The following is a 23,793-nucleotide window of genomic DNA, read 5'->3' on the forward strand; positions in this document are numbered from 1 at the left end:
TAAGCGATAATTAAATCCCCAAAACTTTTCCAAAAGGATTTTGCAGACCCATCAGCGAATACAATATTTAATAACAGCGGCATAAAGGAAGGAGTGATATCCACTTAAACTTTTGTCGAAGTTTTCCAGCAAGATTCCTCAGCCCGTTTCGTGTTTAATGTTATATAGGAGAAGTGTATTGCATTTTACACGGGGTACACCTTAATTTTTACATCCACCTATCACCTCTACACAGCAAGTACAGGCAAATCTGCATGTATCATCTACTTTCAGACATCACAAAGAACAATGTTTGGCTGCAATTCTAATGCAACATAGTCTGTACAGCATGCTCCTAATCATGACAAAAGTGTCCACACAACAGCATATCGGATTATGGGCTCTGAAATGATTTAGAACGAATGCACATGGAGGAGGCTGTAATGATGGCAAAAAAAGAAGTTGTAGCGATGCTGCTCGCTGGAGGGCAAGGCAAAAGATTAAAGGGACTGACCAAATCACTGGCCAAGCCTGCTGTTTATTTTGGCGGAACCTACCGCATCATTGATTTTCCTCTAAGTAATTGCTCCAACTCTGGCATCGACACGGTCGGTGTATTAACCCAATACGAACCTCTAGTGCTACACTCCTATATCGGCATTGGCAGTGATTGGGATCTGGATCGCAAAAATGGTGGGGTATATGTTCTACCTCCTCATGAACGTGAAGACGGTAGTAACTGGTACCGCGGTACGGCGGATGCGATTTACCGTAACCTGAATTTTATCGAACAATTCGATCCTGAGCATGTGCTCATCTTGTCAGGGGATCATATCTATAAAATGGATTACGAGAAAATGCTTCAATACCATAAAGAAAAGGATGCAGATTGCACCATATCGGTCATTGACGTTCCGTTGGAAGAAGCCAGCAGGTTCGGGTTGCTCAACACCCACGATGATTATCGCATCTATGAATTCGAAGAAAAACCTCCTGAACCCAAGAGCACGCTTGCTTCCATGGGTATCTATCTCTTCAAGTGGGATGTGCTGAAACGCTTCCTGATCCAGGACGAACAGCAGGCATCCACCTCCTATGATTTTGGCAAAGATATCATTCCCTTGTTGCTTGAAAATGAAAAATCACTATACGCTTATCCATTTGAAGGGTATTGGAAAGACGTCGGTACAATTCACAGTCTATGGGAATCCAATATGGACCTGCTGGATGAGGAAACGCCGTTTAATCTGAACGACCCGGACTGGCGTATCTATACTCGTAATCCGAATCAGCCTGCGCAATATATTTCACCATCGGCGAAGGTGCGGAATTGCATCATCAGTGAAGGCAGTGTGGTATATGGTGAGGTTAAACACTCGGTGTTGTTCTACGGAATTGAGGTGGGAGAGAACAGTTCCGTAACCGATTCAGTGATCATGCCAAAAGTGAAGATCGGTCAAAATGTACGCATTCACAAAGCTATTATTGCCGAAGGATTGGTGATCCCGGATGGAGTACATCTGTCACCCGCCCCTGAAGATGAGAGTGATATATTACTGGTCGATCAGGAAGAACTGGAACGTCAGCTTCTCGAGGGAATGACAAGCAAAGCCTAATCTAAACCCCAAAGGACGGTGCATGCGATGAAACCATTGATCGGAGTTATTAACCTTGACCATGAGCTTGAGGAATTGAAGGAATTGACGTACTTTCGCTGCGGAGCCGCGGTGCCTTATGCCGGGCGTTACCGTCTGATTGATTTTGTGTTATCCAATATGATGAATGCTGGCATTGAGAGTATCGGTGTATTTGTGCGTCGCAAGTACCGTTCACTCATGGATCATTTGGGAGACGGTAAGCCGTGGGATCTGGATCGCAAGCATGGCGGTATGTTTATTCTGCCACCGGACTGGAACGATCCAACCGATACGTCACAAGGGGATTTGCAGCATTTTCACAATAATCTCGATTTCTTCCGGCGGGGTTCAGGGCAATATGTAGTCCATGCAGGTAGTCGGCACGTGACCAAAGCAGATCTGCAGGATGTGTACAGGTACCATATAAGCAAGGGCGCGGATGTAACGCTGGTCTGCAAAAAAGTAGATCAACTGCTTCCTGAGCATGACGCTTGTGTCAAAGTTGAAGATGACGGGAACGGTAATGTGGTGGACATTCACCAAAGCGCCGATCACCCGAATATATATACAGAAATTTTCATTATGGAAAAAGAACTGTTCCTGCGCCAGGTACAGCGCTGCATCGCTCATGGCGAAAGCCATTTCTTCCGTGATGTGATTCAGAAAAACCCGGATGGCTTGAACATTGCGGCGTATGCCTATGATGGCTATCATGCCGTGATCAATTCGATTGACAGCTATTATCGCAACAGTCTGGAACTCTTGAATAGCGGACTGTATGAGCAGTTGTTCAAGGAACAGCCTGTTCAAACCAAGATTAAATACGAGGCTCCGGCCAAGTACTTGGACACCGCTGAGGTGAAACATTCATTGCTCGCGAACGGCTGTATTGTAGGTGGGGAAGTGGAAGACAGCATCCTGTTCCGTGGGGTGCATGTGGCGAAAGGTGCCAAAATTAAAGGCTCCATTATTATGCAAAAATGCTACATCGGAGAAGGTGCCGTTCTGGAGAACGTCATTCTCGACAAAGATGTAAAGTTAAGCGGCGGCCAGACGCTGATCGGCGACCCGTCGAACCCGTATATTCTGGCGAAGAGTACTATTATTTAATACCGACACGTAACCGATATCATCTATAAATATATATAAAATAAAAATCCTGTAGGATGGATTTAAGGTTCATGCTGCTTCGAAGCATGGGTGCCACAGCTAAAGCTACGGTTATACGTGCTAAAGCAGTGGAGGTGACGAAATCGATTCTGAAGAAGCGTCAGCGTTCGCCTTTGTCTCCAAATTTCAACCTTTTATAATGTTCATCAAGAAATTTGAGAGACAACAGCGATCGGAAGAACGATTCGTAACCGGAACGGGCTCTTAGCCGGAAGTGCAGCTTTGAAAGGTGTAGCACTCATGTGTAAGAAACAAGTATGAACCGCCACCATCCTACAGGATTTCACCGGGAGGAACCTTCTTTTGTTTGACAACAAGGAAACGTTCAAGAGTATTTTTAGACGCAATCTGGTCAGCAAATTGGGCAAACCATTAGCAGAAGCAACAAAGGAGGATGTCTATCACGTACTTGGAAGCATGATCCGTGAATATGCGGGTCAGGATTGGGCGGCGTCGAATCAGGGGTTTAAGCAGCGCCAGGATAAACAGGTCTATTACTTCTCGCTGGAATTCCTGATTGGACGTCTGCTCGGCAACAACCTGTTAAATGTGAATGAATTGGAACTCGTTCGTGACAGTCTGGCTGAACTGGGTTTTTCTTTGGAAGAAGTGGAAGAACAGGAGGCGGATGCAGGGCTAGGCAACGGAGGTCTGGGAAGACTCGCAGCCTGTTTTCTGGATTCACTGGCTTCCCTCGGCTATGCAGGACATGGATGCGGAATCCGATATAAATATGGCTTGTTTGAGCAAAAAATTATTAACGGCAATCAGGTGGAACTACCCGATAATTGGCTCGAGAAAGGCAATGAATGGGAAGTGCGCCGTCCGGACAAAAAGGTGGAAGTGCAGTTCTGGGGCCGTGTGGAGGCTTATGAACAGGATGGGCATTACCAATTTGTCACCAAGGATGCCGAATCAGTTGTAGCTGTACCATATGATGTGCCTGTAATCGGTTATGGCCAGCCCCATGTAAACACCTTGCGATTATGGAGTGCGGAGCCCAAGCGGGAGACTTCACTCGATACCCCTTCGAACTATTACGGATATCTGGATTACAGCCGTTCGGTAGAATCAATTTCAGAGTTTTTGTATCCGGATGATTCCCAATACGAGGGCAAGCTGCTCCGTCTGAAACAGCAATATTTCATGTGTTCGGCAGGCGTACAGAGTGCTTTGCGTACATTTAACAAGCTTGAGCTTTCGTATGATCGATTGCCGGATAAAGTGGCGTTTCATATCAACGATACGCATCCAACCCTCGTAATTCCCGAACTGATGCGGATTCTGATTGATGTTAAAGGTTATGGATGGGATGAAGCGTGGGATATTACGACTCGCACCGTATCGTATACAAACCATACAACGCTAAGTGAGGCGCTTGAAAAGTGGCCTGTAGCCATGATCAGCAAGCTGCTGCCACGCATTTACATGATTATTGAAGAGATCAACAAACGTTTCTGCGGCATGCTGCTCGAACGTTATCCCGGAGACCAGGATCGTATTCAGCATATGGCGATTGTTGCCAATGATCAGGTGCGGATGGCACATCTGGCGATTGTGGGCAGCCATAGCGTTAACGGTGTTGCGGCATTGCATACCGAAATATTAAAGGAACGGGAAATGGCTCCGTTCTATGCACTCTATCCCGAGCGCTTTAATAATAAAACCAATGGTATTACCCATCGCCGCTGGCTGATGCACGCCAATCCGAAGCTGTCGAATCTGATTACAGATACGATTGGAAGTGAGTGGGTCAGGGAGCCGGGCAGACTGAATGAGCTGGTACGCGTTTCTGATGATGCTTCATTCCAGCAGCAGTTCCATTCCATTAAACGTGATAATAAGGAGCGACTGGCCGCGTACATCCTGGATCATACCGGAAAGACTGTCAATCCGGATTCCATCTTTGATGTACAGGTGAAAAGACTGCATGGGTACAAACGGCAGCTACTGAACATTCTGCATGTTATGCATTTGTATAACCGTCTCAAGAGCGATGCTTCGTTTGATATCGTGCCACGCACGTTCATTTTTGGAGCAAAGGCAGCGCCGAGTTATTATTTTGCCAAGAAAATTATCAAATTGATTAACACGGTAGCAGATACGGTCAATCGTGATGCGGCCGTGAAAGATCGTCTGCAGGTATTTTTCCTGGAGAACTACTCGGTCTCTCTTGCGGAGAAAATCATTCCTGCCGCGGACGTCAGCGAACAAATTTCAACCGCAGGCAAGGAAGCCTCCGGTACGGGGAACATGAAATTTATGATGAACGGTGCGTTAACCATTGGTACCATGGACGGTGCTAATGTCGAGATGGCAGAGCAGGTTGGTCAAGATAATATGTTTATCTTTGGTCTGAGTGCAGACGAGGTGCTTGAATATTACCGCTCCGGCAGTTATCGGCCGAATGAGATTGTACAGCAAGATGAGCGAATTCGTGAGGTCGTGGAGCAGCTGGTACATCCGGGAGCGTTCTGTGAGCGTGATGGTGAATTCTGGGATATCTATGATTCATTGCTGGCCCATGGTGACGAGTACTTTGTGTTGCGTGATTTTGCTGCCTATGCCGATGCACATGCTTCCATTGATTCGGCATACCGCGATGTATCGGGCTGGACACGCAAGGCAGTGCTGAATACAGCTCATTCCGGCATTTTCTCTAGTGATCGCACCATCAGTGAGTATGCGACTGATATCTGGGGCATTCATCCGGTGTCGGGACACTGGAAAGGTTAAATAAGGATTGATTAAAAATAAAATCCCCTTGTACACTAGGTTGATCTCTGTTGGGTTCATAAACCTTTATCAGAGATCCTCCTTGTTGCACAAGGGGATTTTTGTATGAATCAGCCGACTGGTCGGGACACACTTTGGGCGATATCGCGCCGCTTTTCACGACGAAGAATGATCGGAACCGTGATCACTGCAGCGATCACCAACAACGGAGCTAGTAAACCAGCGATGGGTAACGCCGTTGCGCCATTCGCTGAGAAGACGCTCATGTCCCAGAACCCGTGCAGGAATATGGAGGCCACGAGCGATCCGGTAGACCGTCGGGCGAGGTAGAAGATCGAACCGAGGCCGAAAGCGATCATTACCTGGAACAGGGCACCCGCTCCGATGCCCAAGAACATGTTCGGTAGGTGGAAGACTGCGAACATCGCTGTTGAGAGAAGCCAGACCCCGGTTTCGCCAAATCGGCTGCGCAGAGCAACCATTAACTGACCTCGATTGATCATCTCCTCATTGAAGCCCACCATGATACTGCCGAAAATGAGATACAGCCACATGAGGGGGGTGACACGGGTGAAATCGCCGGTCAGCATGTTCACGATCGCGATGACCATCATGATGATCGGAAGAGTCATTGTCCATCGAGAAAGACGCCGCCTTTCAACCAGGCTAGGACGCCACCATCCGTAGATTGTGAGCATTGTGATGGTCAGCATGGCACCGCCGGACAGCGGTGCTATGTACCAGAGAAGAAGGGTCCGCTCACTCTCACCCACTCGCGTGTAGTCGATGCCGTTAAGCAAGAAGATCGCATAGAAGACTGCGCTGTATAGGAAATATGTGAGAACACCCCATCCTACGCGGGGACGAACCCGAAGGGCAGAATCCAAAGTTTCTTGCAGCTTGTCCTTATTAATTGACATGATAAACACTCCCACTATCCATTAATATTTTTATTTGCTCATTTTTCTTATGATTTTAACTTCGATTAAGTCAAGATATAGTAGGATCTTGTATCCGTATCCTCCTTCTCGCAAATTTTGTTTTCTCTGTGCTAATTCTTTGAATGGTCCAGAAATCCAACCGAAGCTACGATGAAGAGGAACATATTTGGGTTGCTACCTCATATACAATTCTAGTAGCCCAAGTTAAATAGAAGCTAACCAAATGGATAAAAACCAGCTAAATTTTCACTGCTTTAGTTTAGGTTCTGTTTAGGTAACGATGGGTTAGAAAGGATGAGGCAGACTTGAAGAGCTAGCTCATCAACAGCATGAAGGTCGGGACAAGATATTCGCAAAATGTTTATAGCCGCTGGCTGCCATAGTCTTACTATGAACGAAGGGAAGGGCCGCATTTTGAGGTGACGGAGGTATGGAAGTCCAAGCCTGAGCAGCTGGACATGAAGAGCTATATCCATTTAAAATAGACCTTAACGCGCTCTACAGAAAGGTCGGAGGTATGAAATTGATGAACGAACGTTCGTGGCTTCACACCAGGTGGATGCTCTCAATCGTCGCATGTATGGCATTGTTATATGTGTTGATTATGGGTAACTTACTCTTTGTCAGCGGGAGAACGCCTGGCGTGAACTATCAATATAATCTGGTACCATTAGAGACAATTAAGCCCCTACTTTTTGAAAAGAACAGATACCATACGGAAACCTGGGTGAAGAATCTGTTCGGGAACATTGTTTTGTTCATCCCGCTTGGGATATGGATTCCCTGGTTATTCCTCAGGTGCCGAAAGATTTTACCATTTACAGGTAGGGTCGTTTTACTTTTGTTTGCTGTTGAGATTGCGCAATTGATTACCCGTGTTGGTTCGTTTGATGTCGATGACATTATTTTGAATACAGTGGGTGCCTGGATTGGATACATTGGGTTTGCCTTATTCATATACTCACAGAGAAAGCCTCGAAAATGAACTGCGAATAGCGGTCAATGATCGGGTCTTTTTGTGTTCATGGAGCTTTTCTGTTTATAAGAGGAGCATTTCGGATAAAACATACTAACGGGTTATATAGTAAAGAGTGATGAAAGCGAGGTGGTCTATATCGTTTGGTGGAAAGAGAGTGTGGTGTACCAAGTCTACCCCAACAGCTTCAAGGATTCCGATGGGGACGGCCAGGGTGACTTGCAGGGGATATATGACAAGCTCGATTATTTGACTGATCTGGGCGTGGATGTAATCTGGATCTGTCCTATTTACGATTCACCTGGTCATGATAACGGATACGATATCCGTGATTATTACTCCATTTTACGTAAGTATGGCACGATGGAGGATTTTGACCGTTTGCTGGCTGAGGCTCACAAGCGTGGTCTCAAAATCATGATGGATCTGGTGCTGAATCATACGTCGGATGAACATGCGTGGTTTGCCGAGTCACGTTCATCGAAAGTGAACCCGAAACGGGATTATTATATTTGGCGTTCAGGCAAAAATGGTCAGGTTCCAAACAACTGGGAGTCCTACTTTGGGGGTTCTGTGTGGAAGCATGATCCGGAGACGAATGAATATTATTTGCATCTCTACACTGAACATCAGCCTGATCTGAATTGGAATAATCCAAAGATGGCAGAAGAGATGTATGAGATGGTGCATTGGTGGTTGCAAAAGGGTGTGGATGGTTTCCGTTTCGATGCGGTGGCGCATATCGCCAAGGCAGAGGGGTTACCCAGCGCGCATAATCCGGATAATCTGCCGGTCGTTCCTGCGTATCAGCTTTTTTCCAACCTCGAGCAGGTACATTCGATTCTGAATAAACTTAACGACATGATCCTGAAGCCTTATGGTCCAATGACTGTTGGGGAGACTTCCGGGCTAGGACCGGAACAGGCGCTGGCCTATGTTGGGACAGATCGGAATGAGCTCAATATGGTGTTCCAGTTTGAGCATATGTTTGTGGACGCTCAATCATCCGGAATCGGCAAATGGAACTATCGGAAGTGGAAGCTGCCCGAGTTGAAAGAAATTATGAGCCGCTGGCAAACCGTCCTGCATGACAGAGGCTGGAATGCCAATTACATGGGCAATCATGACCAGCCGCGTCCAGTATCCCGTTTCGGTGATGATGGAAAGTACAGGGTGCGCTCTGCCCAAATGCTGGCCACATGGATGCTCACCCTGGAAGGTACGCCATACATTTATCAAGGGGAAGAGATTGGCATGACCAATGTTGCGTTCCCTGATATTGAGGATTATCGAGATATTGAAACGATGAATTATTATCGGCAGCATATTGGTCAGGGGCGAGCGAAACATGAAGTCATGCAAGCAATCTGGCGTAAGAGTCGTGATAATGCACGTACACCGATGCAGTGGGATGATACGAAACACGCGGGATTTACCGATGGTGAGCCATGGATTCAGGTGAATGCGAATTATCCTGAGATTAATGTGGCAGATGCCGAACGTGATCCCCAGTCCATTTTGCATTATTACCGTAAACTCATCGCTCTTCGCAAACAACATAAAGTACTCATCTATGGTGAGTATGAGCTGCTTTTGCCGGATGATCCCGATATTTATGCCTATACCCGGACGCTGGATGATGAGCAGATGCTGGTTATTCTGAATTTCCGCGAACATGAGCCTGAGATGCAATGGCCTGAGGGGTGGAACGATGAAAATGCCAAGACTGTCATCAGCAATGTCAGTAAACGATATTCCACCGATAAGGGCGAGATTCTTCTTCAGCCTTATGAAGCACGGGTTTATCGAATGCAGCGATGAGGCGTCATTTTGCTTTGGCGAAGAGTTTTGAATTATAATATAGGTTGAAAATCAAACTAACGAACGCATATGTCAGGAGGATACCAAGTTGCTGAATATTACTTACCACGGACACTCCAGTGTACAGCTGGGCACAGAAGAGAAGTCGTTAATCATTGATCCTTTCCTGCGAGGCAATGAACTTGCTGTCACCAAGCCGGAAGACATCAAGACCGATGCCGTTTTACTGACACATGCACATATGGATCACATTTTGGATGCTGAACCGATCGCCAAGGCTAATAATGCCAAGGTGGTTGCGATTGTGGAACTAGCTACATATATGTCATGGAAAGGTCTGGACACCCTTGGCATGAACATGGGCGGAACGGTGGATCTTGGTTTTGCGCAAGCCAAAATGATTCAGGCTTTCCATACATCCGGAATCGTGCTGGAAGAGGAACAACGGATCATGTACGCAGGGGTGCCTGCAGGATACATTATTAATATTGGTGGCAAAACCATTTTGCATGCCGGTGATACCAGTCTGTTCGGTGATATGAAAATGATTGGTGACCGCCATGATATCGACGTAGCACTATTGCCTATTGGTGGGCATTTCACCATGGGACCGGAGGATGCTTTGCAGGCCGCTGAATGGTTTAATGCCAAACTGACGATTCCGGTGCATTATGATACGTTCCCGGTGATTCGTCAGGATGCGGAGAAATTTGTGGAGCAGCTTGCTTCCAAAGGTCTTGAAGGCCGTGTGCTGGCTCCGGGACAATCCCTTACCCTGTAATGCTCTTTTAATCACTGTTTAATCATAAAAGATATACGAAGCTAAAGACGAATATCACGTCAAGATAACTGACGTGATATTCGTCTTTTTTCGGTTTTAAGTTCAATTTAGCACGCCGAAGTTAGTCCGAATGACAAAAATCTCGAAACCCCATTGTTGAGGTTCAAGCTGTAATGTTATAAAAAATTACACGGAAACCAAACGGAAATCCGAATTGACCGAAAAACTGGGGGAGCGTTCATGTCATTTGTGAAATCATTGTTTTTTCAAATTATTGTAGCGGTTATCATCGGAATTGGTGTAGGAATTCTGTGGCCTGATCTGGGCAGTCTGCTGCAGCCGCTCGGAACAGGTTTCATCAAGTTGATCAAAATGATCATTGCTCCATTAATCTTTATGGTGATCGTGACAGGCATTGCCAAAATCGGTGATCTGAAATCAGTTGGACGGATTGGATTCAAAGCCATCCTGTGGTTCGAAATCGCTACGACTGTCGCTCTGATCCTTGGACTCGGCACAGCTAATCTACTTCGTCCGGGTGCAAGTATGAACGTGGACCCATCGACGCTTGATGCAAGTGGCATCGAAGCCAAAACCAATGGCTCTGAACTGCCGCATGTCGTCGACTTTATCATGAATATTATTCCAACAAGTGTTGTAGATGCTTTTGCACAAAATGCATTGCTGCAAGTGCTGCTCGTTGCCTGTTTGTTCGGGGTAGCCCTGGCAGCAATGGAAAGCAAGGCAAAGGAGAATGTGCTGACACTGATTGAAAATGTGTTGGGTATCTTGTTCCGCATTATTGGATACATTATGAAACTGGCACCGATTGGAGCATTCGGAGCCATGGCATACACTGTTGGAGCATATGGAGCATCCACGCTGTCCTCCTTCGGTTTGCTGATTATTGCCTGTTACGGAGCAGCGTTATTGTTCCTGGTGATGCTTGCGCTGTCTGCCTGGTGGATTACGGGACTGAACTTTCTGCAATTTGTAAAATATACACGTTCCGAAGTGATGCTGGCGATTGGCACAGGTTCCTCGGAAGTTGTTATGCCTCGCATGATGGACAAGCTGACCAAAGCAGGCTGTGATCGTGCTGTCGTCGGCCTTGTGGTTCCAACAGGGTACTCGTTCAATCTGGACGGAGCCTCGATCTACCTGTCGCTGGCGACGGTTTTTCTGGCCCAGGCGGTTGGCATTGATCTGACACTGGGACAAGAGATTACGATTTTACTAGTGTTAATGCTTAGCTCCAAAGGTATGGCCGGTGTACCCGGCTCCGCATTTCTCGCTTTATCTGCTACAGCAGCAGCCCTGAATGCATTCCCGGTAGCTGCTGTTGCCTTACTGCTCGGTGCGGATCGTTTCATGGACACCATGCGAGTATTCACGAATCTGATGGGCAACTGTGTTGCGGCATTTGTAGTGGCGAAATGGGAAGGACTGTTGGACCAAAAACGCATGCGGGCTGTGCTGTCTGGGGAGATCAGCACCGAAGAGCTCGAGAGAGAAGAACTGGAGTCGATATCCTCAGTGAAGTTGAACAAAATGGAACAGGGAAAGGGTATGGTTTCGACGGACATGTTGTAAGAAGCAGAAGTGAATGGGCTTCGTATGAATTTTTAACTCATCCTTCTTTAAATTTGAACCGACTATTACCCGCATGAAATCATGGGGTAACAGACGGTTTTTTTCGTTTCAGATACAGATATCATGGAGTTCTCGAACGCATACAGCAAAATAATTGTTACAGAGGAATCATTAATGGGGAATGTGTAGAAGAGGAAAAAGATAGCATATTGAAGTTTCAACTTGTATATACATGTTTAGTTATGTAATATATAAATGAAGTTAGGCCAAGAGAATCACATAAGCAATACAATTTATTGGAGGCGTTAACATGAGTTCAACCAACACAACTTCATCATCGTGGTGGAAAACTTCCACGGTGTATCAGGTATATCCCAAGAGTTTCAACGATACAACTGGATCGGGTACCGGAGATATTCGGGGATTGACCGAAAAGCTGGATTACTTGCAGCATCTCGGTATTGATATCGTGTGGCTGCAGCCCGTATATGTCTCTCCACAGCATGATAACGGTTATGACGTAGCGGACTATTATCGGATTAATCCTGATTTTGGTACGATGGAGGATTTTGACGAACTGCTTAAAGGTCTGAAGGCACGTGACATGAAGCTGATGATCGATATTGTGGTGAATCACTCTTCTACGGATCATGAGTGGTTCCGGCAATCGCGTTCTTCCAAGGATAACCCGTACCGCGATTATTATATTTGGAAAGACCCTGCTCCAGATGGTGGTGTGCCGAATAACTGGCAATCCAAGTTCGGCGGACCTGCATGGCAGTTTGATGAGCAGACAGGACAATATTTCCTGACGCTGTTTGACAAAACACAGGCTGATTTGAACTGGGAGAACGAGAAAGTACGTAAGGCAGTACGGGACATGATCAAGTTCTGGGCGGAGAAGGGCGTAGATGGTTTCCGTATGGACGTCATCAATCTGATCTCCAAGGACCAGCGTTTCCCCGACGATGATGGTAGCGTTTCCCCAGGCGACGGACGTAAGTTCTACACCGATGGACCACGTGTGCATGAGTACATTACAGAGATGTATGAAGAGGTGTTTGGACCACACAATATGGTAACGGTTGGGGAGATGTCCTCGACTACGCTGGAGCACTGTATCAAATATTCAAACCCTGCTTCCAGGGAATTCTCCATGACGTTTAACTTTCACCATCTGAAAGTGGATTATCCGAATGGACAGAAGTGGGAACTGATGCCTTACGATTTTGAAGCGATGAAACAACTGTTTAGTGAGTGGCAGACAGGTATGCAGGCAGGTGGGGGATGGAATGCTTTGTTCTTGAACAACCATGATCAACCGCGGGCGTTGTCCCGTTTTGCTGATGATGGCGATTATCGTGCGGAGAGTGCCAAAATGCTTGCTACGACCATTCATGGCATGCAGGGAACACCTTACGTATACCAAGGCGAAGAGATTGGGATGCCGAATCCGGTCTGGAACGATGTCAGCGAGTTCCGTGATATTGAATCAACCAATATGTACCGACTGCTTCAGGAAGAACGGGGCAAATCCGCCGAGGAAGCATTCCTAATTGTGAAAGAGCGTTCCCGGGACAATTCCCGAACACCGATGCAATGGGATGGAAGCGACAATGCCGGATTTACAACGGGTACACCGTGGATCAAAGTGGATGAACGATATCCGTCGATTCATGTGGCGCAGCAGATGGCTGACCCGAATTCAATCTATTATCACTATCGCAAGCTGATTGCTCTTCGCAAACAGGTTGGTGTGCTGACCGATGGTCTGTATGAACGTTTGGACGATGCACATCCGGATGTATTCGCATACGCGCGGACGAATGGAAGCGAAACGCTGCTAGTGGTATCGAACTTCAGCAAGCGGGACGTAAAATTTGCTTTCTCTGAAGCCGTCTGGAATGACCACATTGCGGGTAAATCAGCAGAACTGCTGATTGGAAACACGGAGGTATCGCCTGCACTCGAGCAAGAAATCTCCCTGAGCCCGTATTCATCCTATATGTGGCTTGTACCGCAAGAGGACTAATTCACATTATATAAATGGGAAGTGACAATATGGCAATTGATAAAAAACAGGTTGAGGAGATCGTACGCGCGGTCGGCGGCAAAGAAAATATCGAAGCTGCAACGCATTGTGTCACACGCCTCCGGTTCGCCCTGTACGACGAAAGTAAAGTAGATACGGAAAGTCTGGAACAGAACGATCTGGTCAAAGGCCAGTTCTCCTCTCAAGGACAATTTCAGGTAGTCATTGGTCCTGGCCTTGTGGATAAAGTGTATGACGAAATGATTCAGATTACCGGGGGCGAACGCGCTTCCAAGGATGACGTAAAGGCTGTTGCGGGTAAAAAGCAAAACCCGATCCAGCGTGCGATCAAAACGTTATCGGACATCTTCATCCCGATCCTGCCAGCGATCATCACGGCCGGTCTCTTGCTCGGTATTAATAACATTCTGACAGGACCAGGCATATTCTTCGATGGAAAATCACTGGTGGACGTATATCCAGCATGGAAGGATCTCGCATCTATTATTAATACCATCGCGAGCACAGCCTTTACCTTCCTGCCAGCATTAATTGGTTGGTCCGCTGTAACAAGGTTCGGCGGCAGTCCGTTGCTCGGGATTGTACTGGGTCTGATCCTGGTTCATCCCGATCTGCTGAGTGCTTATGGTTACGCCAATGCAGTCAACGAAGGCACCGTGCCTACGTGGAATCTGTTCGGCTGGCATATTGAGAAGATCGGTTATCAGGGGCAGGTTCTCCCGGTATTGGTATCCGCTTATCTGCTTGCCAAGCTGGAGATTTTCCTGAACAAAAGGGTGCATGATTCGATCAAACTGCTCGTCGTGGCACCTGTCACTTTATTGATTACCGGGTTCCTGGCGTTTACAATTATTGGTCCAGTTACATTTGCCATTGCGAATGGAATTACATCCGGTTTGATCTATATCTACGATTCATACGCGGCTCTCGGCGGTCTGATCTACGGTGGATTGTACGCATTGCTTGTTATTACAGGAATGCACCATACGTTCCTGGCGGTCGACGTACAGCTGATTGGTAGCCAGGGCGGAACGTTCCTGTGGCCAATGCTGGCGCTGTCCAATATCGCGCAAGGTTCTGCCGCACTTGCCATGATGCTTGTGCTTCGTGAGAAGAAAATGAGAGGACTTGCGGCAACTTCATCCGTCTCGGCCTTCCTCGGGGTAACCGAGCCGGCGATTTTCGGAGTGAATATCCGCTATCGTTATCCGTTTATCTTCGGTATGGTCGGTTCTGCGATCGGCGGTGTACTGCTTACGATGAATAATGTTCAAGCCACCTCTATCGGTGTAGGTGGGGTCCCTGGATTCCTGTCCATTTTCCCGAATAAATGGGGAGTATTCTTCATCGGTATGGCAATTGTACTGGTTGTTCCGTTCGTACTGACAGTTCTTTTTGGAAGAGCGAAGTTGAGAAAAGAAGACCGAAATGCAGATCGTGCTACTGTAGCAAGCGGTCAAACGTCAACAGCTGAATCTTCTTCTCGCACAGCTGTGGCAAATACAGGTACAGAACAACGCACACGCACTGCTGCTCAGGTGGCGGATGAGCCTGTGAATACACTGGAAATTATGGCACCATTAACTGGTACAGCTGTTCCGCTTGAGAAAGTACCTGATCCGGCTTTTGCAGAGAAACAAATGGGTGAAGGGGTTGCCATTGAACCTTCTGGCAATCAGGTCGTTGCCCCGTTTGATGCTCAGGTTGCCCATGTCATCAAGAGCAAACATGCTGTCATTCTTGAGCACGCGAGTGGCTTGCAGATTCTGATTCATGTAGGGATTAATACGGTATCGCTCAAAGGCGAAGGTTTTAACATGCATGTTGAAGCTGGAGAGAAGGTAAGAGCCGGGCAAACGTTGCTTGAATTCGACCGTAAAGTGATTGAAGCTGCGGGATATCCGCTCATTACGCCAATCATTATTCCGGACGGTCAGGACATGGTTGATCGGGTGGAGGTCACTACAGGTGATGTTACATCCAATCAGAACGGTGTGCTTAAGGTTCATTTGAAAGGTTAAGTTTACGAACAAATGGGGAGCTGCGATATTCGCAGCTTCTTTTTCATTCTGAAACCGAAATAAAGCTGAACGCATACCAATTTGCATGGGTTTACTCTTTATGGATTTCGTTTTTTTTATTTCTTACGTGGTAAACTGTATCTAGGATACCTGTGGCAAAATCTCATGTTCGCAGCGATCGGAAAGCTTGTTCATCAGGACTATGCATGTTCACGTTGAGAAGTTCATATGGTTCAAAGAGAGTGGCTAGTCAATGGACGGAGGAGGAGAGCCATGACTCGTGTTGCGGTAATGGTCATTCATGGTCTGGGTATGCAAAAGGAAAATTATGCGGATACACTGATTTCGCGATTGCATAAGGAATTGGATCAGGTTATGGTGTTGCCCGGAGCAGCCAAACAGATGCTGGATATCGAACCCGTATTTTGGGCTGACGTATTTGAGGATCGGGAAGAGGCGCTGTTTCAGCAGCTTGTCAGCTCTCAGGGATTGAACTATCAAGTGTTGCGTCGATTTGTCATACATTATCTGGCTGATGCCGTCGCGTATCAACCTGTGGAAAATCAAGGGCATAACTATGATGCGGTACATTATACGCTGAATCGGGCGATGCACGCACTTGCCCAGCGGAATGGGCCAGAAGCTCCACTCTGTATCATTGCACATAGTTTGGGAGCTGTGATTGCCAGTAATTTTTTCTATGATCTTCAATACCCGTCTAGTCGCACGCCTTCCATCGTGGATGTTACTTCCGCATTGGAACGGGGAGATACCTTAACGAGCTTTTATTCCTTTGGAACGACGTTACCATTATGGAGCCTGCGGTATCATGATTTTAGCCGGCCGATTCAGGTACCTTCACCGTTGGCAGGACAGTACTTTCCTGGGCTGGAAGGGGAATGGATTAACTTCTATGATCGGGATGATATTCTGGGTTACCCGCTGCGCCCTATTGATCCGGCCTATGAGGCAGCGGTCAACGAAGACGTGGAAATTAACTCTGGCGGTGTAATTGGGAGCTGGAATCCGTTGAGTCATGGCGGGTATTTCTCGAATGGGACCATGAATCGGAGGATTGCACAGGGTTTGGCTCGAACGTGGACGTGGGTGAATCGTGGATCACGTTAAATGTCATATATGGAGGGAGAACAATACTTATGGAATGCAGGACAGGCTGTGCCGCATGCTGTATCGCGATTTCGATCTCATCGCCGATACCCGGGATGGCTGACGGCAAGCCCGCAGGTGTGCGCTGTGTGCAGCTGACGGAGGACAATCGCTGCGGAATCTTTGGTCAGAAAGAGCGCCCCGCTGTATGTAGCGGATTGCAGGCTTCGGAAGAGATGTGTGGCAGCACGAATCAGGAGGCGTTTGAACGTTTGAGCTGGCTGGAGCAGGAAACTGCACCGAATTCAGCGTGACAGAGTTGTTTTGAGGGAAAAGGATAATTATACTTAATATGGAAGGGGTTTGAGAAAAGAAAGGGGTATGGGATGAATGGGACTTGCCAAACGGTTTGTGATGGTCGTTGTGAATATGATTGGAGAACTGTGGATGGGATTCTACAGGCGAAACTCAGACTTCTATGACAAGCAGACATCAGAGTCAAAAAGCAAACTTGGCTATTATGCATTTATTATTGGGGCGGCCGCTGTAACCGTGGGCATTGTGAGCTGGATGTATAGTCGGGTTTATTCATAATTTGAGCAAACCCATAAAAGAGAGTATCCGCAGTCTGGGAATCAGTCGGATACTCTTTTTGGTATGTTCACTTCCTATTTACGTGACCGAAGAGTGAGTGCTCGCCTCTTTTTTCCTCAACATATGCATGAGAATCATCTTAAGGAGCGAAGAGACGATAAAGAAAATAAATAATATGCGAAACAGCTGATATCCGGACACCACCGAGAGGTTGGCATGGACTTCATGAGCCATGATGCTCATCTGATCCATCCCGCCAGGTGCCATGCTCAACAATGATGTGGCAGCCGAGAGAGAGAACATCCTCATTAATATATAGCTCAAGCCAAGCGAACCTGCGATGAGGAGAGCACTGCTCGTGATTGCGAGTGTTACGGTCTGCATCTTGCGTTGCAGTTGTTGAGGACGAAGCATTAGACCCACATGACTGCCAATCATTAATTGCGAAATATTAAGCAGGGACGAAGGCAGATTGGGTGTGTGCATCGCTGTGCTTAATTGAATAACACACATGACGATCATGGGTCCAAGCATAAACGCTGTCGGAAACCGAAGCTTGCGTGCAATCCATGCACCAGCGACACAGAGCGGGGCATAGAGCAAAATTTCGGGAAAGAGTGCTGCCCAAGTTGCTGTCTCGATCACTGGCTGATCCGTGCCGCCACTTGTTGTTCCCCCGATCCATGGACTGAACAGCAGGAACGGAACACAGAAAACAATCATGATCAGCCGCGTGACCTGCAAAAAAGTAACGAGCGTCAGATTGATGGATTTCATCTCATCGGCAAGGGAGACCATCTGGGACAGTCCACCAGGAATGCTGCCAACCAGCAGGGAGGGAAAGTCAAAGTCTGTCAGCTTTGAAGCAACATAGGCGGTCAATGTACATAATCCGATTAAGAGAAGGGTCATGAGCAGCATCATAGGCAGCTGGTGCAGAATGCCTTGCAGTGCTTCTCCCGTCAGTGTTAATCCGATGGAGTAACCCACGATTAGAATACCGTAGTCCCGAACGGAAGCGGGCCACATGAGCGGCAGCTTGACAATCTGTGAACCAACCAGCATAAAAATCATCGGGCCAAGAAGCCAAGGAATGGGAGTGTGGATTGCTGTAAATACTAACCCGCCAAGAACAGAGACAGTCAAACTTAGAAAAAACCGAAAGACAACGTGGGAACCGAGCTTGTGCATCAGTTCCATCCGCGTCGTCTTTCGGCTGCATGAGGTAGATTGTAGTACATGTAAGATCACTCCTGATGATAAGATACAATGATTGATCCTTGGACGGTGATTGCCTCATTACGAAGCAGGACAGGAAGATAATTCATCCACTGTCCTGCTAAATGGTTATCATTTATCTGTTCGCCACGAGGACACGGGCAGAAGGCTTCGGTTCTTTGAACATCATATAGTACATCAGCGATGAAATCACGTATAAACTGCCTGTAATGCTGAACGTGATCGCGTATCCCCAATACGTGCCATAAGTGGTCACGAGGTAGGATTGCACGGGTCCCATGGTGGCCCATCCAATCATAAAGGCGGTCTGCATCAGTGAATTGGCGATTCCTCGGCGTTTGTCCGATACTCTGTCCACCAGAATGGCGGATTGAATCGGATTGGCTGCATTCATCAGCGCTTGTCTGAATAAGAAACTCACCGAAGCGATCAGCAGCATATTCGTAAAGCCGGTCAGCAGCAGGAAAGGCAGTGACATGACCTGGAAGATGACGACAGCTCGAACACTTCCCACCTTGGCCGCCAGTGTAGGTCCAATCAGCATGGATACAATGGTCATGATCTGACCCAACGAAATGAGCAGACTCATGGCACTTAAGGACACCGAAAAACGGTTGGTGAAATACAGATTTAAATAGGGCACAACCAGTCCTGAGCCAAACCCAATTAATAATTGGGTTATGACAAATTGACCGATCAAACGGGAATCTTTCTTTTGGCTAAGAGTGTCGTTATTGCTGGCTTGTTCTGCGGAATGAACGACATCCTGTTTACCATCCGTTGCAGATGATGCAGATTCAATGACAGGTTGCGCCGGAGTATCCGTTTGCGGAGCCTTCTTATCCTCGGATACAAACAACATCGGAATAAACGCAACCAATGTAGCTGCCCCACCCACGAACAATACCGTTTGCAAACCCGTGACTTTGGCGAGGCCAGCCGTATGAAGCAGGTCTGCAAAAACGCCACCACCCAAGCTGCCGAGTACCTGAGAAGCGAGTACGAGGGAGGAGTAATAGCTGAACATCTTCAGTCGTTGACTTTTCTTCACATTCTCAGCGAGGAAGGGAATGGCCAATACCTGAAATACACCAGCGAAAAGTCCGGAAAATACAGCAAACCAGATCAGTCCGCTGGCAGAATAATCGAAGGAACGGCCAATCAGAAAGATTCCGCTGAACAAGGCGCCGGTAATCAGCAGCCGCTTACGGCTAAAGAAATCGCCGCATAGTCCGATAGGAACAAACATTATCGCTGTCGCAAGTGATTGAATACTTACAATCTGGCCGTTCATTGTATCATTGTAGCCCAGACCCTGAATGTACAAATTGTACAAGACAGAGAACATGCCATTTCCGATCTGATACAAGATGCTTGCCAGAAAAAACAATTGAATATTGCGGGACCAGCCCCGAATTTCAGCATGAATCTGTTGTAGAAGTCTCAAGTGGTTTCCCCCAGTCTGCCTGTGCAGTGATTTTAGTTTAACAGGAAAGGGGGATTTGCGGAAGAATTGACCACTGTTTATTTTGCAGAAGGGAATCCCAGCACCCGGGCAATCACGAATCCATCGTAGCCTTTAAGGCCTACAGTTTGCAGTGCAGTAGCTTCAAGACGCGGATTATCTGCAATTAATTTCAGGAATGACTGAACGCCATGAACTCTGTTGTCCGTGCTGTTTGCATTGATAACTTCACCGTCCCTGACGATGTTGTCACCAATAATCAGACTTCCCGGACGAGCCAGACGCAGCGCCCATCGCAAATAGTCTGGATTACTCGGTTTGTCTGCATCGATGAAGATGAAATCAAAAGTTTCTCTGTACTCTTCCTGAACGTCGGGAAGAGTAGTAAGGGCAGGACCTACTCGAAGATCAACCTTATGCATAAGTCCTGCACGCGTGATGTTGGCTCGTGCCATCTCTGCATGGCGTGGATCTGCTTCCAGTGTGACGATACGTCCGTATTCGGGAAGGGCTCTTGCCATCCAGATCGTACTGTATCCGCCAAGCGTCCCGATTTCCAACACACGAGTTGCGCCTTGTATTTGAAGCAGGAGCTGAAGCAACTTCCCTTGATTCGGTGCTACGTCATGAGCGGGCAAGCCGGCTTCTGCATTGGTACGTAGAGCCTGCTCCAGCAGGGAATCCGAGGGGATTAATAAAGCGTTTAAATAATCGTCGACTTGACTCCAGGTTTTCTGTTGAACAGAACCATTTACATTGTTCATCGTTATACGTTCCTTTCCGATTGCATGTATTGGATTTCATACTTCAACTATAAAGCGAATAGATATATAAATAAAATATATATAATTTATGTTAATATAACTTTAGATTATATACTTCAAGTGAAGAAGGTGTAGCGGTTGAATTTGCACGGATTACGATTGTTTCATGCCATCGTGAGGTATGGAGGAGTCACGCGTGCGGCAGAAGAACTCAACATTAGCCAGCCAGCGGTATCCTCTCAAGTGAAGAAGTTTGAGCGAGAGTTGGGCATTCCATTATTTGCTTCAGAGGGGAGAAGACTGGTTCTTACCGATGCAGGAATGCAATTAACAGGCTACGCGGAACGTCTGTTCATGCTGGAACAGGATGTCGAGAATTTTGTGCAGGATTTTCGGGCAGGCAAAAAAGGACTGATTCGTCTTACCGCAACCTATTTGCCCTCTAATTTTCTGCTGCCGGGCTGGATTGCCCGTTTCAAGCAAATGCACGAGGATGTGGAGCTGGTCGTAAGCACAACCAATACCCGGATGGCTTTTGACCAATTGCTGCGTTATGAGGCCGAGATTGCGGTTTATGGTGGAAGTGGCATTACACATTCAGGTGTTCATTGGGACGTATTGTTCGAAGATGAAATGTGGTTCGTAGTACATCCCGATCATCCCTATGCGGGAAAGGGAATTGATCTTCGGGAGATGGTGGCAGAGCCCTTCATCATGCGTGAAGAAGGCAGCGCTACACGGGAGCGTCTAGTCTCTCTATGCACAACAAATAACCTGGCCGCTCCCCGCATTGCGCTTCAGTTCAATGGATTGAACGAAACGATCAGTGCGGTGAAGGCAGGTTATGGAGCCAACTTTATTTCTTCTCTGGTCGTAAAGGAAGATGTGCAACAGGGCAGGTTAGCACGTGTATTCGTTCGAGGTGTACAGTTGAAAAACACAGTAGCAGTATGTACACGAGCAGGCGAAGTGTTATCTCCTGCCGCACAGCATCTGGTTGAACTCATCAGACAGGAAGCATCATTAATGAAATAAATAGTTCAATAATTGCATGATAGCTAACTTTGAATGTCATCGGTCGCTGTTTTGTTCGTTCCTCTGGAGTATAATCGGGCGTACAGGGTGACTCCACCAACGATCAGAACAGGTATCCATACTGCCATCATGGGTACGTGGTGGAACAACAGCGCAGCTAGAATAACGCCGCCCAAATAGATTGCAACGGCACCTGCACGAAGGTAGGAATCTACTGATAGCGCTTTGACCAGCGAGCGGATACTTGCGTGTCGCAGTCGCTGAAGGATGCTTACCGCATCCTCAACCACGGCGGCAAGATTATTGGTGAGCACGGTCGTCGAGATACCTGCAATCCCAATGCGGCGTGCCGCAGTCGTTTGCATTCCCATGGCAGTGGCCAGCATGGCAATCAGCAGATAGGATAATTGTTCGGAATATGGACTAATCATGGCGATGGCAAAGAGCAGAAGCAATATACTTTCTACAGTGAACACGTTTGTGACCCGGGAAGACCAGCCATTTTTCGTCTGCACACGTCCAATCATGTGTGCAGCGATGGCATTTCCTGCAATAAAACCAATGAGAGCAAGGAGTGCACGCAGCACAACAAATTCCTGAGCACGGGCGATCGCGATCCCCAACAGCACAATATTGCCTGTCATATTGGCTGTAAGCACATGCCCTAGTCCCAGGTATCCGATCACGTCGACCATTCCGGCAGACATGCATAACAGCAGCATTGCGTACTTTTGGAGGGTATTTTGATTCATAATCATCCGTCCTTTCCAAAAACGTAACCCTTCCAGTATACATCCACAACGCATGATCCTTCAAAATGAAGTTTATGATGCAAGCCCAATTTCCCATAGCAGCAAACAGGTCTGAATCGTCCCTACCTTGAAGCTAAGGAGCTGCGAGCCAGTCAAACATATTGTTCACTGCCGTCTCATGTACGCTTTCCTGAAAGCGATGATCTTGTCCCCCATAAGCGTGAAACGTAACGTTGGCGCCTCTACGTTTCAGCCAATGATACATCCGGGTTCCATGACTGTAGTTCACCTGCGTATCAGATGTGCCATGCATGATCAGCACAGGACAATGGAGTTTATGCGCCTTCGACAAGGGAGAACGAGCGAGATAAGCTTCCGGAGCTGAACGTGGCGAACCGCCAAGTACTCTTTTCAAAGTGCGTCTCAAGTCGGTTCGTTCATGATAGGTACGTTCCACATCGGCGACACCGCTCCAAAGCACTAGTTTATGTACCTTCGTAGGTCCTTCATTGTAAGTCGTTGCTGTATGTACGGCATTGATGGCTCCACGCGAAAATCCCATCATTGAAATTCGCTTTGTATCGGCAAAGGGCCATTCTTGCACCAGTCGGTAAGCGGCATGTACATCTTCGGCATCTCGTCCGCCATACTCGTCACGTCCTTCCCCACCCTCATTACCGCGATATGATGGAGCGAACACAATATAACCTTTATGAACAAATTGCTCCAGCCAAGCGGTATTTACCCCACCATAGTTGCCCAGCCCGCCCCGGCAATAGATCAGAACCGGCCAACGTGCATCAATACCGTCCATGGTGTGTTGTTCTACAGGAGGGTAGCGGCTTGCGAGCTGTTGCATTTGCATGGATTCTTGCGTTACGGTGAAGCCTTGGAAGGCAGGGCTGCTATGGGTGTTTTCTAACGGCGAGAAGGCGGGTAAGAAACAGCCGTCAGGCAGGCATAAATAGCCTTTTACCCGAAGCGCATCGGACGAATACGTCACATGATAGAGCAGGGGGATCGACCTCTTTCATCGGAAATGGCGTGCCAATGGACCATGATTCTTCTTTAGGATGCGCCTAAACGAGTTTCCCATACCTTTCCACCAGCAACAGCCGTTAGGTGCGAG

At 47.4% G+C, this 23,793-nt stretch carries 19 protein-coding genes; 13 read left to right on the plus strand and 6 right to left on the minus strand.

The window, feature by feature from the left end; translation table 11 throughout:
• The first annotated feature begins 425 nt into the window (after positions 1-425).
• The 3 genes from RS891_RS12805 (at position 426) to RS891_RS12815 (ending at position 5,522) form a co-directional block, all read left to right on the plus strand.
• Entirely contained in the window at positions 426-1,595 is a 1,170-nt protein-coding gene (locus RS891_RS12805) for a glucose-1-phosphate adenylyltransferase (RefSeq protein ID WP_113052411.1), read from the plus strand.
• A gap of 27 nt (positions 1,596-1,622) precedes the next feature.
• Positions 1,623-2,726 (plus strand): glucose-1-phosphate adenylyltransferase subunit GlgD, encoded by a 1,104-nt coding sequence (gene glgD, locus RS891_RS12810; RefSeq protein WP_024631848.1) that lies wholly within the window; start codon positions 1,623-1,625, stop codon positions 2,724-2,726.
• Between the two features lie 363 nt (positions 2,727-3,089).
• Positions 3,090-5,522 carry a glycogen/starch/alpha-glucan phosphorylase gene (locus tag RS891_RS12815; RefSeq protein ID WP_113052410.1) on the plus strand — a complete coding sequence of 811 codons (2,433 nt, stop codon included), beginning with the start codon at positions 3,090-3,092 and terminating at the stop codon, positions 5,520-5,522.
• Between the two features lie 110 nt (positions 5,523-5,632).
• Here RS891_RS12815 and RS891_RS12820 read toward each other — a convergent pair whose 3' ends face one another.
• Complete coding sequence (locus RS891_RS12820; protein WP_315795479.1) at positions 5,633-6,442, minus strand: CPBP family intramembrane glutamic endopeptidase; 810 nt, start codon at positions 6,440-6,442, stop codon at positions 5,633-5,635.
• 601 nt (positions 6,443-7,043) lie between these two features.
• Here RS891_RS12820 and RS891_RS12825 point away from each other — a divergent pair.
• From RS891_RS12825 to RS891_RS12865, 9 genes are all read left to right on the plus strand, one after another.
• On the plus strand, positions 7,044-7,448 hold the full coding sequence (locus RS891_RS12825) for a VanZ family protein (protein WP_397386946.1): 405 nt from the start codon (positions 7,044-7,046) through the stop codon (positions 7,446-7,448).
• A gap of 120 nt (positions 7,449-7,568) precedes the next feature.
• Positions 7,569-9,260 (plus strand): glycoside hydrolase family 13 protein, encoded by a 1,692-nt coding sequence (locus tag RS891_RS12830; RefSeq protein ID WP_315795480.1) that lies wholly within the window; start codon positions 7,569-7,571, stop codon positions 9,258-9,260.
• Between the two features lie 88 nt (positions 9,261-9,348).
• The gene (locus tag RS891_RS12835) at positions 9,349-10,041 is read left to right on the plus strand and encodes a metal-dependent hydrolase (protein WP_113052406.1); all 693 of its coding nucleotides are present in this window, start codon (positions 9,349-9,351) and stop codon (positions 10,039-10,041) included.
• 240 nt (positions 10,042-10,281) lie between these two features.
• On the plus strand, positions 10,282-11,634 hold the full coding sequence (gene dctA / locus RS891_RS12840) for a C4-dicarboxylate transporter DctA (protein WP_315795481.1): 1,353 nt from the start codon (positions 10,282-10,284) through the stop codon (positions 11,632-11,634).
• Between the two features lie 310 nt (positions 11,635-11,944).
• Positions 11,945-13,666, plus strand: a complete 1,722-nt coding sequence (treC, locus tag RS891_RS12845) for an alpha,alpha-phosphotrehalase (protein WP_315795482.1) — start codon at positions 11,945-11,947, stop codon at positions 13,664-13,666.
• Positions 13,667-13,695: 29 nt separating this feature from the next.
• A complete protein-coding gene (gene treP / locus RS891_RS12850; protein ID WP_315795483.1) occupies positions 13,696-15,708 on the plus strand; it encodes a PTS system trehalose-specific EIIBC component in 2,013 nt (670 codons plus the stop codon).
• 273 nt (positions 15,709-15,981) lie between these two features.
• Positions 15,982-16,836, plus strand: coding sequence for a chemotaxis protein (locus RS891_RS12855; RefSeq protein WP_072732562.1), 855 nt, complete (start codon positions 15,982-15,984; stop codon positions 16,834-16,836).
• 29 nt (positions 16,837-16,865) lie between these two features.
• On the plus strand, positions 16,866-17,129 hold the full coding sequence (locus RS891_RS12860; protein WP_315795484.1) for a YkgJ family cysteine cluster protein: 264 nt from the start codon (positions 16,866-16,868) through the stop codon (positions 17,127-17,129).
• A 76-nt stretch (positions 17,130-17,205) separates the two neighbouring features.
• The gene (locus RS891_RS12865; RefSeq protein WP_064638863.1) at positions 17,206-17,409 is read left to right on the plus strand and encodes a hypothetical protein; all 204 of its coding nucleotides are present in this window, start codon (positions 17,206-17,208) and stop codon (positions 17,407-17,409) included.
• Positions 17,410-17,487: 78 nt separating this feature from the next.
• On the opposite strand, the gene RS891_RS12870 is transcribed toward RS891_RS12865, so the two are convergent.
• From RS891_RS12870 to RS891_RS12880, 3 genes are all read right to left on the minus strand, one after another.
• A complete protein-coding gene (locus RS891_RS12870; protein ID WP_315795485.1) occupies positions 17,488-18,609 on the minus strand; it encodes an AbrB family transcriptional regulator in 1,122 nt (373 codons plus the stop codon).
• Positions 18,610-18,763: 154 nt separating this feature from the next.
• Positions 18,764-20,095, minus strand: coding sequence for an MFS transporter (locus RS891_RS12875; protein WP_113052400.1), 1,332 nt, complete (start codon positions 20,093-20,095; stop codon positions 18,764-18,766).
• 77 nt (positions 20,096-20,172) lie between these two features.
• Entirely contained in the window at positions 20,173-20,877 is a 705-nt protein-coding gene (locus RS891_RS12880) for an O-methyltransferase (RefSeq protein ID WP_315795486.1), read from the minus strand.
• 138 nt (positions 20,878-21,015) lie between these two features.
• Between RS891_RS12880 and RS891_RS12885 the strand changes: the two genes are divergently transcribed.
• The gene (locus tag RS891_RS12885; RefSeq protein WP_113052398.1) at positions 21,016-21,912 is read left to right on the plus strand and encodes a LysR family transcriptional regulator; all 897 of its coding nucleotides are present in this window, start codon (positions 21,016-21,018) and stop codon (positions 21,910-21,912) included.
• A gap of 23 nt (positions 21,913-21,935) precedes the next feature.
• On the opposite strand, the gene RS891_RS12890 is transcribed toward RS891_RS12885, so the two are convergent.
• A complete protein-coding gene (locus tag RS891_RS12890; RefSeq protein ID WP_315795487.1) occupies positions 21,936-22,664 on the minus strand; it encodes a YoaK family protein in 729 nt (242 codons plus the stop codon).
• 133 nt (positions 22,665-22,797) lie between these two features.
• Positions 22,798-23,523 carry an alpha/beta hydrolase family protein gene (locus RS891_RS12895; protein ID WP_315795488.1) on the minus strand — a complete coding sequence of 242 codons (726 nt, stop codon included), beginning with the start codon at positions 23,521-23,523 and terminating at the stop codon, positions 22,798-22,800.
• Between the last annotated feature and the right edge of the window lie 270 nt (positions 23,524-23,793).

The organism is Paenibacillus sp. BIC5C1 (genome assembly GCF_032399705.1).
GTDB classification, from domain to species: Bacteria; Bacillota; Bacilli; order Paenibacillales; family Paenibacillaceae; genus Paenibacillus; species Paenibacillus taichungensis_A.

What these genes read in the sequence shown, in the direction of transcription:
- RS891_RS12805 (WP_113052411.1), top strand. Translation starts at nt 426, where the DNA reads ATGGCAAAAAAAGAAGTTGTAGCGATGCTGCTCGCTGGAGGGCAAGGC.
- glgD (WP_024631848.1), top strand. Translation starts at nt 1,623, where the DNA reads ATGAAACCATTGATCGGAGTTATTAACCTTGACCATGAGCTTGAGGAA.
- RS891_RS12820 (WP_315795479.1), bottom strand. Translation starts at nt 6,442, where the DNA reads ATGTCAATTAATAAGGACAAGCTGCAAGAAACTTTGGATTCTGCCCTT.
- RS891_RS12825 (WP_397386946.1), top strand. Translation starts at nt 7,044, where the DNA reads ATGGCATTGTTATATGTGTTGATTATGGGTAACTTACTCTTTGTCAGC.
- dctA (WP_315795481.1), top strand. Translation starts at nt 10,282, where the DNA reads ATGTCATTTGTGAAATCATTGTTTTTTCAAATTATTGTAGCGGTTATC.
- treC (WP_315795482.1), top strand. Translation starts at nt 11,945, where the DNA reads ATGAGTTCAACCAACACAACTTCATCATCGTGGTGGAAAACTTCCACG.
- treP (WP_315795483.1), top strand. Translation starts at nt 13,696, where the DNA reads ATGGCAATTGATAAAAAACAGGTTGAGGAGATCGTACGCGCGGTCGGC.
- RS891_RS12855 (WP_072732562.1), top strand. Translation starts at nt 15,982, where the DNA reads ATGACTCGTGTTGCGGTAATGGTCATTCATGGTCTGGGTATGCAAAAG.
- RS891_RS12860 (WP_315795484.1), top strand. Translation starts at nt 16,866, where the DNA reads ATGGAATGCAGGACAGGCTGTGCCGCATGCTGTATCGCGATTTCGATC.
- RS891_RS12865 (WP_064638863.1), top strand. Translation starts at nt 17,206, where the DNA reads ATGGGACTTGCCAAACGGTTTGTGATGGTCGTTGTGAATATGATTGGA.
- RS891_RS12870 (WP_315795485.1), bottom strand. Translation starts at nt 18,609, where the DNA reads ATGGAACTGATGCACAAGCTCGGTTCCCACGTTGTCTTTCGGTTTTTT.
- RS891_RS12880 (WP_315795486.1), bottom strand. Translation starts at nt 20,877, where the DNA reads ATGAACAATGTAAATGGTTCTGTTCAACAGAAAACCTGGAGTCAAGTC.
- RS891_RS12890 (WP_315795487.1), bottom strand. Translation starts at nt 22,664, where the DNA reads ATGAATCAAAATACCCTCCAAAAGTACGCAATGCTGCTGTTATGCATG.
- RS891_RS12895 (WP_315795488.1), bottom strand. Translation starts at nt 23,523, where the DNA reads ATGCAACAGCTCGCAAGCCGCTACCCTCCTGTAGAACAACACACCATG.